Annotated in this window: 16 protein-coding genes, 1 other RNA gene and 1 pseudogene; 11 read left to right on the forward strand and 7 right to left on the reverse strand. The window is 73.5% G+C overall.

The window, feature by feature from the left end:
- The first annotated feature begins 338 nt into the window (after positions 1-338).
- The 3 genes from ACLZOT_RS47750 to ACLZOT_RS47760 are packed head-to-tail and all read left to right on the forward strand — an operon-like array spanning position 339 to position 3,250.
- Positions 339-1,202, forward strand: coding sequence for a MaoC/PaaZ C-terminal domain-containing protein (locus ACLZOT_RS47750; protein WP_416975577.1), 864 nt, complete (start codon positions 339-341; stop codon positions 1,200-1,202).
- 14 nt (positions 1,203-1,216) lie between these two features.
- Entirely contained in the window at positions 1,217-2,293 is a 1,077-nt protein-coding gene (locus tag ACLZOT_RS47755) for a Zn-dependent alcohol dehydrogenase (protein WP_416975578.1), read from the forward strand.
- A 9-nt stretch (positions 2,294-2,302) separates the two neighbouring features.
- Positions 2,303-3,250: a 3-oxoacyl-ACP reductase gene (locus ACLZOT_RS47760; RefSeq protein WP_416975579.1), complete on the forward strand. Its 948-nt coding sequence runs from the start codon at positions 2,303-2,305 to the stop codon at positions 3,248-3,250.
- A gap of 22 nt (positions 3,251-3,272) precedes the next feature.
- Here ACLZOT_RS47760 and ACLZOT_RS47765 read toward each other — a convergent pair whose 3' ends face one another.
- From ACLZOT_RS47765 to ACLZOT_RS47775, 3 genes are all read right to left on the reverse strand, one after another.
- Positions 3,273-3,713, reverse strand: a complete 441-nt coding sequence (locus ACLZOT_RS47765) for an HIT family protein (protein ID WP_416975580.1) — start codon at positions 3,711-3,713, stop codon at positions 3,273-3,275.
- A 125-nt stretch (positions 3,714-3,838) separates the two neighbouring features.
- The gene (locus tag ACLZOT_RS47770) at positions 3,839-3,997 is read right to left on the reverse strand and encodes a hypothetical protein (RefSeq protein WP_416975581.1); all 159 of its coding nucleotides are present in this window, start codon (positions 3,995-3,997) and stop codon (positions 3,839-3,841) included.
- A gap of 94 nt (positions 3,998-4,091) precedes the next feature.
- Positions 4,092-5,177, reverse strand: a complete 1,086-nt coding sequence (locus ACLZOT_RS47775; RefSeq protein ID WP_416975582.1) for a hypothetical protein — start codon at positions 5,175-5,177, stop codon at positions 4,092-4,094.
- A 266-nt stretch (positions 5,178-5,443) separates the two neighbouring features.
- On the opposite strand from ACLZOT_RS47775, the gene ACLZOT_RS47780 reads away from it, so the two are divergent.
- The 3 genes from ACLZOT_RS47780 (at position 5,444) to ACLZOT_RS47790 (ending at position 8,468) form a co-directional block, all read left to right on the forward strand.
- A complete protein-coding gene (locus ACLZOT_RS47780; RefSeq protein WP_416975583.1) occupies positions 5,444-6,286 on the forward strand; it encodes a Nif3-like dinuclear metal center hexameric protein in 843 nt (280 codons plus the stop codon).
- Entirely contained in the window at positions 6,283-7,026 is a 744-nt protein-coding gene (locus tag ACLZOT_RS47785; RefSeq protein ID WP_416975599.1) for a zinc ribbon domain-containing protein, read from the forward strand. The genes ACLZOT_RS47780 and ACLZOT_RS47785 overlap by 4 nt, the downstream gene beginning before the upstream one ends.
- 203 nt (positions 7,027-7,229) lie before the next feature.
- Complete coding sequence (locus tag ACLZOT_RS47790) at positions 7,230-8,468, forward strand: bifunctional RNase H/acid phosphatase (RefSeq protein WP_416975600.1); 1,239 nt, start codon at positions 7,230-7,232, stop codon at positions 8,466-8,468.
- 20 nt (positions 8,469-8,488) lie between these two features.
- On the opposite strand, the gene yaaA is transcribed toward ACLZOT_RS47790, so the two are convergent.
- Positions 8,489-9,253, reverse strand: coding sequence for a peroxide stress protein YaaA (yaaA, locus tag ACLZOT_RS47795; RefSeq protein ID WP_416975584.1), 765 nt, complete (start codon positions 9,251-9,253; stop codon positions 8,489-8,491).
- 94 nt (positions 9,254-9,347) lie between these two features.
- Here yaaA and ACLZOT_RS47800 point away from each other — a divergent pair, with 94 nt between their 5' ends.
- Complete coding sequence (locus ACLZOT_RS47800; RefSeq protein ID WP_416975585.1) at positions 9,348-10,772, forward strand: RNB domain-containing ribonuclease; 1,425 nt, start codon at positions 9,348-9,350, stop codon at positions 10,770-10,772.
- On the opposite strand, the gene ACLZOT_RS47805 is transcribed toward ACLZOT_RS47800, so the two are convergent.
- The 3 genes from ACLZOT_RS47805 to ACLZOT_RS47815 are packed head-to-tail and all read right to left on the reverse strand — an operon-like array spanning position 10,723 to position 13,761.
- Positions 10,723-11,319, reverse strand: a complete 597-nt coding sequence (locus tag ACLZOT_RS47805; protein ID WP_416975586.1) for a hypothetical protein — start codon at positions 11,317-11,319, stop codon at positions 10,723-10,725. The two genes, ACLZOT_RS47800 and ACLZOT_RS47805, sit on opposite strands and share 50 nt — an antisense overlap.
- Positions 11,316-12,062 (reverse strand): MerR family transcriptional regulator, encoded by a 747-nt coding sequence (locus ACLZOT_RS47810; RefSeq protein ID WP_416975587.1) that lies wholly within the window; start codon positions 12,060-12,062, stop codon positions 11,316-11,318. The genes ACLZOT_RS47805 and ACLZOT_RS47810 overlap by 4 nt, the downstream gene beginning before the upstream one ends.
- A gap of 34 nt (positions 12,063-12,096) precedes the next feature.
- Complete coding sequence (locus ACLZOT_RS47815; protein ID WP_416975588.1) at positions 12,097-13,761, reverse strand: FAD-dependent monooxygenase; 1,665 nt, start codon at positions 13,759-13,761, stop codon at positions 12,097-12,099.
- 47 nt (positions 13,762-13,808) lie between these two features.
- On the opposite strand from ACLZOT_RS47815, the gene ACLZOT_RS47820 reads away from it, so the two are divergent.
- The 4 genes and pseudogenes from ACLZOT_RS47820 to rnpB all read left to right on the forward strand — a co-directional run bounded on the left by ACLZOT_RS47820 (position 13,809) and on the right by rnpB (position 16,731).
- Entirely contained in the window at positions 13,809-14,495 is a 687-nt protein-coding gene (locus ACLZOT_RS47820; RefSeq protein ID WP_416975589.1) for a TetR/AcrR family transcriptional regulator, read from the forward strand.
- A 76-nt stretch (positions 14,496-14,571) separates the two neighbouring features.
- On the forward strand, positions 14,572-15,408 hold the full coding sequence (locus ACLZOT_RS47825; RefSeq protein ID WP_416975590.1) for a helix-turn-helix domain-containing protein: 837 nt from the start codon (positions 14,572-14,574) through the stop codon (positions 15,406-15,408).
- 10 nt (positions 15,409-15,418) lie between these two features.
- A pseudogene (locus ACLZOT_RS47830) lies at positions 15,419-16,198 on the forward strand (DMT family transporter); the annotation flags it as partial.
- Between the two features lie 115 nt (positions 16,199-16,313).
- An RNA gene (gene rnpB / locus ACLZOT_RS47835) (RNase P RNA component class A) lies at positions 16,314-16,731 on the forward strand.
- The last annotated feature ends 30 nt before the right edge of the window (positions 16,732-16,761 follow it).

The raw sequence follows: 16,761 nt of genomic DNA on the forward strand, positions 1-16,761 counted from the left end.
GAGTCACGACGCTACGCGCCTCCCACCAACTCCCGGCAGAACCGTCCGTACCGACTCCAGCAGTACAAATGTCACACCCGGTGAGCACTCCGCCGCCGAGCCCCGGGCGCCCGGATCTGATGACTCGTCAGGAGCCTTCACAATCAAACTGCCCTCGGCTATACCTAGGGCGCCGGACTGGAACAAGTTTCAGTCCGGATCGTGACGACCTCGGTGCGGCCGACGGTGCGGACAGCCGTACCGAGGTCTTGGGCCCGCCGCACCGGCACCCGGCACCGGCCCGCACCGCCCCGACGACGCCGCACCGCAGCCCCACCCCGCCCCACCAGGGAGCCCCCTTGCCCATCGACGCAGCCGAAGCCCTCGCCGCCGCCCCCCGCACCGGCGAGATCACCTGGACCCGCAAGGACGTGCAGCTCTACCACCTAGGTCTCGGCGCCGGCACCCCCGCCACCGACCCGGACGAACTGCGCTACACCCTGGAATCCCGCCTGCACGTCCTCCCGAGCTTCGCGACCGTCGCCGGAAACGGCTCTCCCGGAGTGATCAGCGGCCTGTCGATGCCGGGCGTCGACGTCGACCTGTCCCAAGTCCTGCACGGCGGCCAGTCGTTGACGGTCCACCGCCCGCTCCCGGCGGAGGGCTCCGCCACCGCGACCGGCCGCATCGCCGCCGTGTACGACAAGGGCAAGGCCGCCGTCCTCGTCATGCGCACCGAAGTCGCCGACGCCGACGGCCCGTTGTGGACCGGCGACGCGCACATCTTCGTACGCGGCGAAGGCGGCTGGGGTGGCGGGCGCGGCCCCTCCGGTCGCCGCGAACCCCCCACCGGGGAACCGGACTTGACCGTCGAACGCCCGATCCGAGAGGACCAGGCCCTCCTGTACCGCCTCTCCGGCGACCACAACCCCCTGCACGCCGACCCCGACTTCGCGAAGCGCGCCGGTTTCGAACGGCCCATCCTGCACGGCCTGTGCACGTACGGCATGACGCTGAAGGCCGTCGTGGACACGGTGTTGGACGGGGATGTGACCCGAGTCCGGTCGTACGACACGAGGTTCGCCGGGGTCGTGTACCCGGGGGAGACCCTGCGTATCCGCATGTGGCGCGGCGCGGGGGCCGTACGCGTCGCGGTGAGCGCCGCCGAGCGCGACGACGCGCCCGTGCTCGCCGACACGATCGTCCAACACGCCATGACCTGAGGGGAGTTACGCCCGTGCGCGCAGCCGTACTGCACGAGATCGGTCAGGACAAGCTGGAGGTCCTCGACGACGTCGAGGCCGTGGGGTTCGGGCCCGGCAGGGTCAGGGTCCGGGTGCGGGCCACGGGCCTGTGCCACTCGGATCTCTCCGCGATGAGCGGGGTGCTGCCGCAGCCGGGGCCGTTCGTGCCGGGGCACGAGGGCGCGGGCGAGATCCTCGAAGTCGGGGAAGGCGTCAGCAACTTGAAGGCCGGGGACCGGGTCGTCGTGTGCTGGCTGCCCGCCTGCGGAGCCTGTCCCGCCTGCAAGCGCGGCCAGACCGAGCTGTGCCTCGCCGGGTTCATGAACGCGGGCACCCCCAACTTCCGCCGCCCCGCCGGGGACGTGTTCGGGTTCGCGGGCACCGGCACCTTCGCCGAGGAGGTCGTCGTCGACGCCGGATGCGCGGTGCCGATCCCCGACGACGTGCCCTTCGACATCGCCGCGCTCATCGGCTGTGGGGTGACGACAGGGCTCGGCGCCGCCCTCAACACGGCTGATGTGGAAGCCGGTTCGTCCGTCGCCGTGATCGGCTGCGGGGGCGTCGGGATCTCCGCGATCCAGGGCGCGCGGCTCAAGGGGGCCGCCGAGATCGTCGCCGTCGACCCGGTCGCCTCACGGCGCGAGGCCGCGCTCAAGTTCGGTGCCACGAAGGCGGTTTCGCCGGACGAGCTGCCCGGCGCCAAACAAGAGGTCACCGGCGGCGAGGGGTTCGACTACGTCTTCGAGGTCGTCGGCCGTTCCGCCACCGCGCGCACCGCCTACGAGAACACCCGGCGCGGCGGCACCCTCGTCGTCGTCGGCGCGGGCGCCATGGACGACTTCCTCCAACTCAACATGTTCGAGCTGTTCTTCGACGAGAAGCGGATCCTGCCGTCCATGTACGGCGGCGGCGACGTCCTGCGCTCCTACGAACGCACGATCGCCCTCTGGCGGGCCGGACGCATCGACCTCGCCGGACTCATCACGCACCGCGTCCCGCTCGCCGACATCAACGAGGCCCTCGACCAGATGCGCACCGGCACCGCCCTGCGCACCTGCATAGAGATCTGAGGAACCGTCATGTCCCGTCCTCTGGAAGGACTTTCGGCGATCGTCACCGGCGCCGGGCGGGGCCTCGGACGCGCCGAGGCGCTCGAACTCGCCCGGCTCGGCGCGTCCGTCGTCGTCAACGACTACGGGCAGGCGAGCCGCGACGGTTCCGGCGATGCGTCCGCCACGCCCGCCGAGGAGGTGGCCGCCGAGATCCGCGCCGCCGGGGGCGAGGCGACCGCCCACACCGGTGACGTCTCCGACTTCCAACAGGCCCGAGAACTCGTCGAGTTGGCGATCGACACGTACGGCGAGCTGGCCGTCCTCGTCAACAACGCGGGCATCCTGCGCGACCGGATGGTCTTCTCCATGACCGAGGGGGAGTGGGACGCCGTCGTCCGCGTCCACCTCAAAGGGCACTTCAACACGACCCGGTTCGCGGCGGCGCACTGGCGTGAACGGGCCAAGCGCGAGGGGGGAGAGGTGTACGGACGGATCGTCAACACCTCCTCCGAGGCGTTCCTCGCGGGCTCCCCGGGACAGCCCAACTACGCCGCCGCCAAAGGCGGGATCGTCGGCCTCACCGTCTCCACCGCCCTCGCCCTCGCCAAGTACGGCGTCACCGCCAACGTCATCTGCCCCCGCGCCCGCACCCGTATGACCGAGGACGTCTTCGCCGCCGTCGAGGAACCCGACGAGGGCATCGACCCCCTCTCCCCGGCCCATGTCGCCCCCCTCGTCGGCTACTTGGCCTCCCCGGCCGCCGCCCGCATCAACGGCCAGCTCCTCGTCGTCCACGGCGGCATGGTCGCCGTCGTCGAACGCCCCCGCGTCCGCGCCAAGTTCGACAGCAAACAGGACGCGTTCACGTACGACGAACTGGACGCGGTCCTGACCCCGCACTACGCGGCGCGGCCCAACGGGGAGACGTTCGGCGCGACCGAGGTACTGGGACTACGGCGAGAACAAGGGAGTTGAAGGCGCCTCAGGCCGACACCCGTCACCCCCGAGGGTGTTGGCCGACCTGCTCCTTGATGAGTTCCGCCACCCGTTCCCGCTCCTCCTCCGACGGCACCGGCCGCACCGCCCGATCCGGCCACAGCGGGCCGAACGTGTCACCGTGCCAGCGCGGGACCAGGTGGACATGGAGGTGGAACACGGTCTGAGTGGCCGCCGCCCCCGCCGAGTTGACGACGTTCAGGCCGTCGGGGGAGAAGGCGCGGCGCAGTGCGGGAGCGAGATTCATCAGGGCCGTCGTCAGGTGGTGCGCGTCCGCCGCGCCGAGGTCCCAGAGGTCGCGGACATGCGCGCGGGGGACGAGCAGGGTGTGTCCGACAGCCGCGGGGTACAGGGGGAGGAACGCGACGGTCCACTCGTCCTCGTACACGATCCGGGCGGAGCCGGTACCCGCGACGATGTCGCAGAAGACGCACGCCGACACGCCAACTCCCTTCGGCACGGCCGACAGAGCAAGCTCCTCAAGGCAGACGCCCACGACCGCCTCCAAGACGAAGGCCCCGCCCGCCACCTCCCGGTGACCAGCGGGGCCCGCCCTGCCTGAACCGCCTAAGCCGCGGCCGACTCCGTCTGCTCCGTCGGCCTGCGGTGCCGCCCGTGCGGTGCCGTGTCGCCGTCGTGGGTCGACTGCGGGCCGCGGTGGCGGCCGGTGGTCTCGGAGCCGTGCGTCTCGGCGGACGGCCACTGCGTGGTGCTTGCGTCGCTCATCGGAAGTGTCCCACCCCGTCAACATGATCCTTCTTACAGCCCGGCGAGTCTATCGAGGACCCTGGGGCCGAAGGGGCGAGCGAGGCGGCAGGGGCTACTTCGTTACACGTTTGTCGAGTGGCGCCTGCTGCAACGGCACCGGACGCGCCGCCGAGGCCGTCCGCGCCACCTCCGCCCCCTCCCACGCCCGCACCCGCGCCACCCCGCACGGCTCACCCCCCGTCGTGTACGGCAACCCCAGCACCCCCTCCGCCGACCACCACCCGCTCCCCGTCAACCACCCGTCGGGCGCGGCGACTTGCCGCACCCGACGGTCCGCCGCCCGCCACATCCCCACCCAGCACCCGAACGCCCCGTCGATCCTGAGCGCCACCGCACAGCTCTCCGGCAGCAGCACCTGCCCCGGCTGCACGGCGAACGGCGTCACCGAACACCCCGCCAGCCGCAGCGACTCGGGGAAACGGACCGGCAACGTACTCCCCAACACCCCCCACCCCAGCCGGAATTCACCCGGCGCGTCCGACCGGATCAACAGCAGCCCGCTGTCCGGATCGGCGAGCAGCAGCCGGTCGTCGCTCTCCTCGGTGATCTGCAGGAGCGGCGTCACGACCCCGTCCCGCCCGAGGTCCACGACAACAGCCTTGGTACGCCCGCCCAGTTCACGGTCGACGGCCAGCATCCGCCCGTCCGGGTCCAGCCAGACCCCGCCACCGCACCGCCCCGGCACCTCGGCCAGCCGCTCGGGCCCGAACGCGCCCCCGGCGACCTGCCACACGACCGTCGACGCCTCCCCCGCCGCCAGCGCGAACACCTGCTTCCCGCACGGCGAAGGCGGCAGCAGTGACAGCTCCGCGGACTCCACCGCCCCGAGCTGCACCTCGCCCGTCCCGGGCCCCGTCGGGTACAACAGCGAGAAGAGATGCCGCTCCTCCACCCGCCGATGGATCAACACCCGCCCGTCCGCGAGGGGTTGGACCTCGGTCCCGGCCTCCTCGGGCTGCGCCCCGGGCAACGGGACGACGTACGCCTCCGGCCCGCCCAGCGACCATCTCTCCGGGAACCACACGTCCCCGTCCCGGGCGAGCCGCGCCCCGTACCCCCCGTCCGCAGTGATCACGCAACCCGCTCCCGTCGCCCCCTCCGCGTCCCCCGCGGTCGGTTCGATCACACAAGCCGTCATCGTCCGATCACCTCCGCCGCCGAAGCTAGTTTTCGCACGCGCGGCCGTGGGACGAGCGGGCCCGCACTTCGCTCGTACGAGTGGCGCAGAAGCGATTCCTCTGAGGCGGGGAGGGGGTATGTGCTTCAAGGGGACAGCGGGGTACGACGCCGGCGGGCGGACCGGCCCGCCCCGACAGCCCCGCGCGGGGCCCCCTCACCGCCGTACCCCACAGGTATCCCCACGACCGGTATGTTCCACAGGAACCGGCAGGTAGCCTTGGGTGCGTGCCCCGTCTGTCTGAAGTCATCGCCGCGCTGGAGAGTCTGTGGCCCGCCGAGCGGGCCGAGTCCTGGGACGCGGTCGGCACCGTCGTGGGCGATCCGGAGCAGGAGGTCGGGCGGGTGCTGTTCGCCGTCGACCCCGTCCAGGAGATCGTCGAGGAGGCGGTGAAACTGGGCGCTGACCTGCTGGTCACGCACCATCCGCTCTATCTGCGGGGCACCACCACCGTCGCCGCGTCGACGTTCAAGGGCCGTGTCGTGCACACGCTCATCAAGAACGACATCGCCCTGCACGTCGCCCACACCAACGCCGACACCGCGGACCCCGGCGTCTCCGACGCCCTCGCGGGCGCGCTCGGCCTGCGCGTCGTACGCCCCCTCGTGCCCGACACCACCGACCCCGCCGGACGGCGCGGCCTCGGCCGGGTCTGCGAGCTCGACCACCCGCTCACCGTACGGGAGTTCGCCGCCCGCGCCGCCGAGCGGCTGCCCGCCACCGCGCAGGGCATCCGGGTCGCCGGCGACCCCGAGGCCGTCGTCCGCACGGTCGCCGTCAGCGGCGGCTCCGGCGACAGCCTCTTCGCGTACGTCCGCGCCGCGGGCGTCGACGCGTTCGTGACCGCGGACCTGCGCCACCACCCGGCGTCCGAGGCCCGCGCCGAGCACCCCCTCGCGCTGGTCGACGCCGCGCACTGGGCCACCGAACGGCCCTGGTGCGAGCAGGCCGCCGCCCAGCTCGACGCGGTCTCCGAGCGGGAGGGCTGGGGCCTGCGCACCCACGTCTCCGCCACGGTCACCGACCCCTGGACCAGCCATTCCGCATCCCCCTTTGGAGCCCCCAACTGAACGCCGCGCCCGCCGACCAGAACCGCCTTCTCGACGTCCAGGCCCTCGACGTCCGACTCCAGCAGCTCGCCCACAAGCGCCGCTCGCTGCCCGAGCACGCCGAGATCGAGTCCCTCGGCAAGGACCTCACGCAACTGCGTGACCTCCTCGTCGCCGCGACGACCGAGGAGAGCGACTGCTCGCGCGAGCAGACGAAGGCCGAGCAGGACGTCGACCAGGTCCGCCAGCGCGCCGCGCGCGACCAGCAGCGGCTGGACTCCGGCGCCGTGACCTCGCCGAAGGACCTGGAGAGCCTCCAGAGCGAGATCGTCTCCCTCGCGAAGCGGCAGAGCGACCTTGAGGACGTCGTCCTCGAAGTCATGGAGCGCCGCGAGTCCGCGCAGGAGCGCGTCGCCGAGCTGACCGAGCGCGTCGGCGCCGTCCAGGGCAAGATCGACGACGCGACCGCCCGCCGCGAGGCCGCGTACGGCGAGCTCGACGGCGAGGCCGGGACCGTCACCAAGGAGCGCGGCGTCGTCGCGGGCGCCGTCCCCGCCGACCTCCTCAAGCTGTACGACAAGCTGCGCGAGCAGCAGGGGGGCATCGGCGCGGCCAAGCTGTACGCCCGCACCTGCCAGGGCTGCCGCCAGGAGCTGGCCGCCGCGGAACTCGCCGAGATCCGCAAGGCACCGGCCGACTCCGTGGTCCGCTGCGAGAACTGCCGGCGGATCCTGGTCCGTACGGTCGAGTCGGGGCTGTAGGAGGCGTGGCCGGCGGGGGAGAGGGGCCGGGGGTGCTGTCCCTGGACGACGCCGGGGCGGAGCCGGAGGCCGAGCCGCCGTCGAGCACAGCGGGGCCGACGGCCGAGCCGCCGTCGAGCAGCACAGGCCAGGCACCGGCTCCGGCCGCCGCCGCGCCTTCCGCCGAGACCTCGCCACCGGTCTCCGGCCCGCCTCGCCTCGTCATCGAGGCCGACGGCGGCTCCCGGGGCAACCCCGGCCCCGCCGGCTACGGCGCTGTCGTCATCGACGAGGTCACCGGCGAGCTGCTCGCCGAACGCTCCGGCTTCCTCGGCGTCGCCACCAACAACGTCGCCGAGTACAACGGCCTCCTCGCGGGGCTGCGCGCCGCCCACGCGCTGAACCCCTCGGCCGCCGTGCACGTCCGCATGGACTCCAAGCTCGTCGTCGAGCAGATGTCCGGCCGCTGGCAGATCAAACACCCCGCCCTGCGCCCCCTCGCCGCGGAGGCCGCGAGGATCCTGCCGGGCGCGCAGGTCGGCTACGAGTGGATCCCCCGCTCCCAGAACAAGCGCGCGGACAAGCTGGCCAACAAGGCGATGGACGCGGGCCAGCGGGGCGAGGTACCGCCCGGGGGCGTGGTCGAGGGGGACGCGTACGAGGCCCCTGCCGGTGCCGATGGAGACGCGTACGAGGCCGATGGCGCCGTCGGGACCGGCGTAGGTGTCGCCCGGGACGGCCACCGCGAAGCCGTCGCCGTACCCGAATCCCGCCCCCGCCACACCACGTCCCACCCGGAACGCACCCCCGAACCCCGCCCCGCCGCCGCCCCCGACATGGGTACCCCGGCAACCCTCGTTCTCCTCCGTCACGGCGAAACCCCCCTCACTCCCGAGAAACGCTTCTCGGGAAGCGGAGGTTCCGATCCGAGCCTGTCGGCGGTGGGCCGGGAGCAGGCCGCGCGGGTCGCCGAGGCGCTCGCCCGCCGGGGGACGATCGAGGCGATCGTCGCCTCGCCCCTCGCCCGCACCCGCGAGACCGCCGAGGCCGTCGCAGCCCGCCTGGGCCTCGATGTCGCCGTGGACGACGGCCTGCGGGAGACGGACTTCGGCGCGTGGGAGGGGCTGACCTTCCGGGAGGTCAGGGAGCGGCACCCCGAGGACATGGCCGCGTGGCTGGGCGACCCGCAGGCCCGTCCCACGGGCGGCGGCGAGAGCTTCGCCGAGGTCGCGAAGCGCACCGAGGCCACCAGGGACCGGCTGACCCGCGCGTACGCCGGCCGTACGGTCCTCGTCGTCAGCCATGTCACGCCGATCAAGACCCTGGTCCGGCTGGCCCTCGGCGCCCCGCCGGAGGCCCTGTTCCGCATGGACCTGTCCGCCGCGTCCCTCTCGGCGGTCGCGTACTACGCGGACGGCAACGCGAGCGTCCGGCTCCTCAACGACACGTCGCACCTGCGCTGAGGGCCCGGGGCCCGGCGCCGTCAGTGGATCTCGTCCACCAGCACGTCCAGCCTGCCCGGCCCCGCGACCTCCACGACGTACCCCAACTCCCGCAGCACCTCGGTGAGTTCGGCCGGCCCCGCCGGCTCGGCCCCGGACGTCAGCAGGCTCCGGACGATGCGCCCCTTGGTCGCCTTGTTGAAGTGGCTGACGACTTTCCGCGTCGGCGCGTGCAGCACCCGTACGGTCGCCGTGCGCGCCGCGACCTCGCCCTTCGGCTTCCACGCGGCGGCGTACGCGGAGGACCGCAGGTCGAGCACGAGACCCTTCCCGGCCGCCTCCGGCAGCACCCCGCCCATCGCACCCCGCCAGTGCGCCCCGAGCGCCCCCAGGCCCGGCAGTTTCACGCCCATCGAGCAGCGGTACGAGGGGATCCGGTCGGTGACCCGGACGGCGCCCCACAGCCCGGAGAAGATCAGCAGCGACCGTCCGGCACGCCGGGCGGCGTCGGCGTCGAGCGTCGCGAGCCCCAGGGCGTCGTACAGCACCCCCGTGTAGATCTCCCCGGCGGGCCGCGCCCCCGCGGTCGGCAGCTCGGCGTTCTTCGCGACCTCCCCCCGCAGGCCCTCGCTCAGCCCCAGCACCTCGCGGGCCTTCTCCTCGTCCCCCGCGCACAGCTCGACCAGTTCCCCGACCACCGCCTCCCGGGCCTCCCGCAGCCCCGGCAGCGACAGCGCCTCCAGCTTCAACGGCGCACCCCGCCCGGAAGAAGCCTTGCCCTCGGACGGCGGCAGCAGCACAAGCACGAACGATCTCCTTCACGACAACTCCGCCCAGAGTACGGCGCGCAACGCCCCACTCCGGCATGCCCCACCCCCGGAACCGCCCTACGCTCGTCCCATGCCCCGCCGCCCCCTGCGCGTCACCGGCGCCCCCGAAGCCCCGCTCCGCGCCGCCCTCGCGGAGCTCCGCACCGAGCTGGGAGTCCCCGCCGCCTTCCCGCCGGAGGCCCTCGCGGAGGCGGACCGGGCCGCCAAGCATCCCACCCTCCCGGCGTACGACGCGACGGACATCCCCTTCCTGACGATCGACCCGCCCGAGTCGACGGACCTGGACCAGGCGCTGCACCTGTCGCGCCAGGGCACCGGCTACCGCGTCCGGTACGCGATCGCGGACGTGGCGGCCTTCGTCACCCCGGGCGGCGCGCTCGACCAGGAGGCCAACCGCAGGGTGACGACCCTGTACTTCCCCGACGGCAGGACCCCCCTGCACCCGCCGGTCCTCAGCGAGGGCGCCGCCAGCCTGCTCCCGGACCAGGCCCGCCCGGCGGCCCTGTGGACGATCGACCTGGACGCGGACGGCCGGACGACCACGGTGGACGTCCGCCGCGCGCTCGTGCGCAGCAGGGCGAAACTGGACTACGCGGGCGTGCAGAAGCAGATCGACGAGGGCACCGCCGAGGAGCCCCTCGCCCTCCTGAAGACCATCGGTGAGCTGCGCGAACGCCTGGAGGCCGAGCGGGGAGGCATCTCCCTGAACGTCCCGGAGCAGGAGATCGTCGAGCGGGACGGCACGTACGAGCTGACCTACCGCGCGCCCCTGCCGGCGGACGGCTGGAACGCGCAGCTCTCCCTGCTGACCGGCATGGCCGCCGCCGACCTGATGCTGGCGTACGGCACGGGCGTCCTGCGCACCCTCCCCACCGCCCCGGACGGCGCGGTCGGCCGCCTGCGCAGGGTCGCGCAGGCGCTGCGCGTCGACTGGCCCCACCACGTCCCGTACTCCCTCCTGATCCGCTCCCTCGACCCGCGCGACCCGCGCCACGCGGCGTTCCTCCAGGAGTGCACGAGCCTCCTGCGCGGCGCCGGCTACACGGCCTTCCGCGACGGCTCCCTGCCCGCCCTCACCACGCACGCGGCGGTCGCCGCCCCGTACGCCCACTGCACGGCCCCCCTGCGCCGCCTCGTCGACCGCTACGCCACCGAGCTGTGCCTCGCGGCGACGGCCGGCGACCCGCCCCCGGAGTGGGTCCTCGCCGCGCTGGACACGCTCCCGGAGCGGATGGCCGAGGGCGGGCACCGGGCCAACGCCGTCGAGCGGGCCTGCGTGGACATCGTCGAGGCCGCCGTCCTCGCCGGGCACGTCGGCGAGACCTTCGACGCCTGCGTCATCGACCTGGAGAACCACCACGGCACCGTCCACCTGGAGTCCCCGGCCGTCGTCGGCCGTATCGACGGTGATCACCTCCCTCTCGGCGAACATCTCCGCGTCCGCCTCACCCGAGCGGATCCGGCGACACGCACCGTCCGCTTCGCGCCCGCCTGATCTCCTGGACGACGCTGTCGGCGTCGTCCGCGTGCAGCCGCACGACCGTCACCTCCCGGGCCCGCCCCAGCAGCCCCGTGTGGACGGCCGGCCGCGCCAGCTCCAGCACCACCGAGGTCTGTCCGCCGACCGGGAGGTTCAGCTCGCCCTCCGCCGCGGGGTGCGAGAAACGCGTCTCGCGGCGGACGCCGGACAGGTGCCCGAAGGGGACGCGCAGGTCGACCTGACCGGCGTACCGGACCCGCAGCGCGTCCGGCTCCAGGACGTGCGGCCTCACCACGCAGGACGCGTGCAGTCCGAGGACCAGCGCGAGCGTGTAGACGTCGAGCGCGAACACCGCCCAGTGCAGGGCGGGGTAGTCCCACAGCAGGATCCCCACCCCGACCGTCTCGACCACGCACACGAACCCGATCGCCGCCGTCGTCGCCCCCTGCCCCCGCATGTACGCCAGCCGCCGCCCCTCCCCGACCCGCCGCCGCCCCGCCCACCGCGCGAGGTCGCCCCACATCCGCCCCTGATGCCGGGCCAGCGCCCGCACGGCCCTCATGTCCTCACCCCCAGGATCTCCAGCGCCCGCCGGATCGCCGCCGCCTGGCCCGGCGGGAAGTCGGCGTAGAAGGCGCGCAGGAACGTGCTGTCCGGCTCGGGCGACGCCTCGGGCAGGAGGCCCGGAGGCACGCACGCGGCGAGCCGGTGTGCGGCGGCCTCCACGCGCGGGTCGTCCGCTTCGGCGTCGACGAGGCCGTCCAGCAGCGCGTACGCCTCGCCCGCCCGGGCGATCGTCTCCGGGGAACCGGCGACCGCGCCCACCGCCGCGAGCAGCCGCTCCCGCGTCTGCGGGGGCGCCGCCGTCTCGATCAGCGCCAGCACCTCGCGGTCCTTCGCGGCCATCGGCGAGTCGGCCAGCCCGGACGTCCGCGCGAACAGCGCCGCCAGCTCGGGGGAGACGGGGCCCTCGGCGGACAGCTCGCCCGCCTCCAGGAGCACCCGCAGCCGCGCCCGCCGCTCCCGGAGCGCCTCCTCCTGCCGCGCCAGGTCCTCGTCCAGCTCCGTGAGGACCTCGACCAGGTCCTTCCCCGCGTCGTCCGCCAGCACGTCCCGCACTTCCGCCAGGCCCACGCCCAGCTCGGTCAGCCGGCGGATCCTCGCGAGGGCGACCGCGTGCCGGAGCGTGTAGTCGCGGTAGCCGTTGGAGAGGCGGTCCGGCTCCGGGAGCAGGCCCAGGTGGTGGTAGTGGCGTACGGCCCGCGTGGTGACGCCGACGGTCTCGGCGAGTTCTCCGATCCTCATGCCGACCAGTACAGACGTTGACGCCGGGGCAAGGTCAAGGGCGGTCATGGGGCCTCCGCGTGGGAGTGTCCGGCGTCTCCGGGAGGGCGTGCGGTGTTCCGAACCACCTCTCCAGCGCCGCTTCCGCCGGCTCCCCGCCCTCCCCGGCGTCCCCGTCGGCGTCCGTCGCCCACGCCGTGAACCCGTCCGGCCGTACCAGCAGCGCCGCGAGGCCCGGGCGGGCGGGGCAGGCGGCCGTCAGGACGGTGAGCCGGTCGTCGTACCCCTGCGCGCGGGCGCGGAGTTTCGGGTCGTCGGCGAGGTCGAGGAGGAGTCCGCGCGCGGTGTGCAGGTGGTCGGCGAGACGGGTGCCGTCGGCCAGCTCCAGGTCGGGCGCGCTGCCGCCGACCAGGGGGTGGTCGCCGGGGAGGTCGTACCGCTGCCAGACGCCGGAGATCTTCTTGACCAGGTACGTCGTACCGTCCACGGTCCGGGTGAGGTCGGTGAGGACCTCGCGCAGTGCCCGCGCGTGGGACTCCGGGCGCATCAGGGCGATCTGCGCGCGCGTCCAGTCCAGGACCCACGCCCCGATGGGGTGCCGCTCCGCCGTGTACGAGTCGAGCAGGCCCGGCGGAGCCCAGCCGCGCACGACCGCCGCGAGCTTCCAGCCGAGGTTCACCGCGTCCCCGATGCCGAGGTTCAGGCCCTGGCCGCCGAAGGGGGAGTGGACGTGCGCCGCGTCGCCCGCGAGGAGGACACGGCCCTTGCGGTAGTCGCTCGCCTGGCGGCAGTTGTCGGTGAACCGGGTCACCGTACGCACGCTCTCGACGGTCACCTGGACTCCCGTCACCCGGCGGATGCTGTCCTGGAGTTCGGCGACGGTGATCGGTGTCGTGCGGTCGGCGGGAGGGCCGTCGAACTCGACCGTGAGGATCCTGCCGGGCATCGGGCCGTGCGCGTACGTGCCTGTCGCCGTCGTGTCCCAGCCGCTGCCCAGTGCCTCGGTGCCGGTCATGTCGGCCACCGCCTGATAGCCCGTGATCTCCGGGGGTGTGCCGGGGAAGCCGAAGCCGGCGAGCTTGCGGACGGTGCTGCGCCCGCCGTCGCACCCGACGAGCCAGCCGGCGCGGACGACACCGCCCTCACCGGCCTCGACGGCACCGGCCTCGGCCTCAGCGCCCCCGGCACCGGACACGTCGTACCCCCCTCCCGCGCGCGCCCCGGCCAACCGGACCGTCACCCCGTCCCCGTCCTCCTCGAACCCCGTCACCTCCACCCCCCTCCGTATCGCGACCCCCAGCTCCCGCGCCCGCGCGGCAAGCACCCGCTCCAGCTCGGCCTGCGGGATCAGGCCCACCTGGTCCGCGCGGCCCGTGTCCGCCCACGCGGGGTCGTCGGGGTCCAGGTAGGCGGCGTCGAGGGGGATGCCCGCGAAGTGACCGGCGAACTTGGGGGGTTGGGAGAGATCCTCGCCCCGCTCCGCACGGAAGCGGCGGAACCGCTCCATCGCCCGCTCCTGGATCGCGGCGAGGGTGGGGAAGAAGCCCCGGCGGTCCAGGGCGGTGGCGGAGGGGGTGTTGACCGACATCGCCTTGACCGTCTCGTCCACCTCCGTCAGCCGCTCCGCGACCAGCACCTCCACACCTCCGAGCCGCAGCTCGCAGGCCAGCAGCAGGCCGGTCGGACCGGCCCCGGCGATCACTACGTCGAAATCCGTCATGCGAATAATGTAGCGACTCAAAGTTTGTTTGCGCTATAGTTTTTTGCATGGACTTTGCGAACTCCGAGACCGGCCCCGAGCCCGGCACCCCGACCGGCCTCGAACGGCACATCGAGCTGTCGCTGCGCGAACGCAAGAAGCGGGCGACGCGGCAGCGGATCTCGGACGTCGCGACGGGCCTGTTCGTGGCGCGCGGCTTCGACGAGGTCACGGTCGCGGAGGTGGCCCGCGCCGCCGACGTCTCCGCGATGACCGTCTTCAACTACTTCCCGCGCAAGGAGGACCTCTTCCTCGACCGCATCCCCGAAGCCGTCGAGACCTTCACCGCGGCCGTCCGCGACCGCGCCCCGGACACCACCCCCCTGGCCGCCCTGCGCGACCTGGCCCTCACCCTCCTGGAGAACCACCACCCCCTCTCCGCCGTGGACGACGACTTCCCGCCCTTCTGGCAGGTCGTCGCCGACTCCCCGGCCCTGCGCGCCCGCGCCCGCGAGGGCATCGAGGAAGTGGAGTCGGCCCTCGCCACGGCCCTCGCCGAGACCGCCCCCGACTACCCCGACTCGCACTTCGCCGCCGCCCTCACGGTCGCCGCGTACCGCACGGTGTGCGTCGCCTCCATGCGCCGCCTGATGGCCGGCGACCCCGCCTCCGCCGTCACCGACGACCACCGCGCGCGCCTGCACCGGGCCTTCACCGCACTGGAAGCCGCACTGGAGGCCGCCGTCGAGAGCTGACCCGCACAGCACCCGGAATACGAGAACGCGCCACAGGAGTTGCCGCACCGGAGAAAGCGAGAACGGGGGACACCACATGGGCGAGCGAGCGACCTGGACCAGGGCACGGCTCGGCGACGGCGGGCCGCGGCTCGACCTGCTGACCGCGCGGTTCGAGAAACACGTCTACGCCCCGCACGCGCACGACGAGTTCACGATCGGCGTGTGCGCCCCCGACTCGGCGAGCGTCATCGCCTACCGCGGCGGCCACATCCGCACCGGCCCCGGCGCGATCGTCGTCCTGGCCCCCGGCGAGACCCACACCGGAGGCCCCGGCAACACCACCGCCAGCTACGCCTACCGCGCCGTCTACGCCGAACCGGGCCTCCTCACCGAGGGCACCCTCGGCGGCGTACCGCACTTCCGCGAGCCTCTGATCGACGACCCGGAGCTGTCCGCCGCCCTGAGCCGTGAGTACGCCGAACTCAGCGCCCACCCCGACCCCCTGCGGACCGAGTCCACCGTCCCCTGGCTGCTCACCGCCCTGGCCCGCCGCCACTCCACCGCGCGCCCCACGGACGACCGCGTCCCCGGAGCCGCCGCCCTCGCGGGCACGGTGCGCGACCGGCTCGCCGACGAACTCCTCGCGCCCCCGCCCCTGTCCACGCTCGCCGCGGACCTCGGACTGTCCCGGTACCAGCTCCTGCGCGCGTTCCGGACGACGATGGGCCTGCCGCCGTACGCCTGGCTCGCCCAGCACCGGGTGCACCGCGCGCGGGGCCTGCTGGACGCCGGAGTGCGCCCCGCCGAGGCCGCGGCGCTCGTCGGGTTCGCGGATCAGGCGCACCTCACGCGCTGGTTCCGGCGCGTCCTCGGGGTCACCCCGGCGGCGTACCGCAACAGCGTTCAAGACGACCGGTGGGGAAGGAGCTGAGACTCGGCACATGACTGCACGCGGCTGGTTCCTGTTCTCCCTGATGGGAGTGGTCTGGGGCATCCCCTACCTGATGATCAAGGTGGCGGTGGAGGACCTCTCGCCGACCATGGTGGTGTTCACGCGCTGCGCCCTCGGCGCCGTCCTGCTGCTGCCGTTCGCGCTCCGTCAGGGCGGCCTCCCGCGCGTGGTGCGCGCGCACTGGCTGCCCATGCTGGCGTTCGCGTGCATCGAGATCGTCGGCCCCTGGTTCACGCTCACGGACGCCGAACGACACCTGTCCAGCTCGACGGCCGGCCTGCTCATCGCGGGCGTCCCGATCGTCGGCGTCGTCCTCGCGAGGTTCTTCGGCGACACGGAACGCCTGGGCGTACGGCGGATCACGGGCCTCGCGCTGGGCCTCGCGGGCGTGGGCGTCCTGACCGTCCCGCACCTCACCGGCGGGGACGCGCGCTCCCTCGCGGAGGTGCTGGTCACGGTCGTCGGCTACGCGACCGCGCCCCTGATCGCCGCCCGCCACCTCAAGGACGTACCCTCCCTCCACCTCACGGCGGCCTGCCTCGCCTTCGCGGCCCTCGTGTACGCGCCCTTCGCGGCGGCGACCTGGCCCTCCGAACTCCCCTCGGCGACCGTCCTCGCCTCCCTCGCGGGTCTCGGCGTGATCTGCACGGCGATCGCCTTCGTCGCCTTCCTGGAGCTGATCAAGGAGATCGGCCCGACGCGCTCGACGGTCATCACGTACGTCAACCCGGCGGTCGCCGTCGCCGCCGGCGCGCTCTTCCTCGACGAGCGGCTCACCCTGGGCGTCGGCGCGGCCTTCGCCCTCATCCTCGCGGGCTCCGTGCTGGCCACGGCCGCCGGACCGAAGCGTGACGCACGGCCGGTACCATGGTCGACACGGCAGACGAGCCGGGCGGACGGCCGCGTGGTCCCCTCTGGGGGCCCCGAGGAACGTCCGGGCTCCACAGGGCAGGGTGATGGCTAACGGCCACCCGGGGTGACCCGCGGGACAGTGCCACAGAAAACAGACCGCCCGGCGCTTCGGCACCGGGTAAGGGTGAAACGGTGGTGTAAGAGACCACCAGTGCCCAGGGTGACCTGGGCAGCTAGGTAAACCCCACCCGGAGCAAGGTCAAAAGGGAGCACCCTTTTCTGGGACAGAAAAAGGGCGCGACTGCGCGGACGTCCGAGGGCTGCCCGCCCGAGTCCGCGGGTAGACCGCACGAGGCCGACGGCAACGTCGGCCCTAGATGGATGGCCGTCGCCCCGGGGCCCGCGAGGACCCCGGGGAAACAGAACCCGGCGTACGGCCCGGCTCGTCTGCTTTTACGGCTCTGACCTGGCCTTATGGTC

It is taken from the genome of Streptomyces sp. 4F14 (assembly GCF_048159485.1).
Taxonomy (GTDB): Bacteria; Actinomycetota; Actinomycetes; order Streptomycetales; family Streptomycetaceae; genus Streptomyces.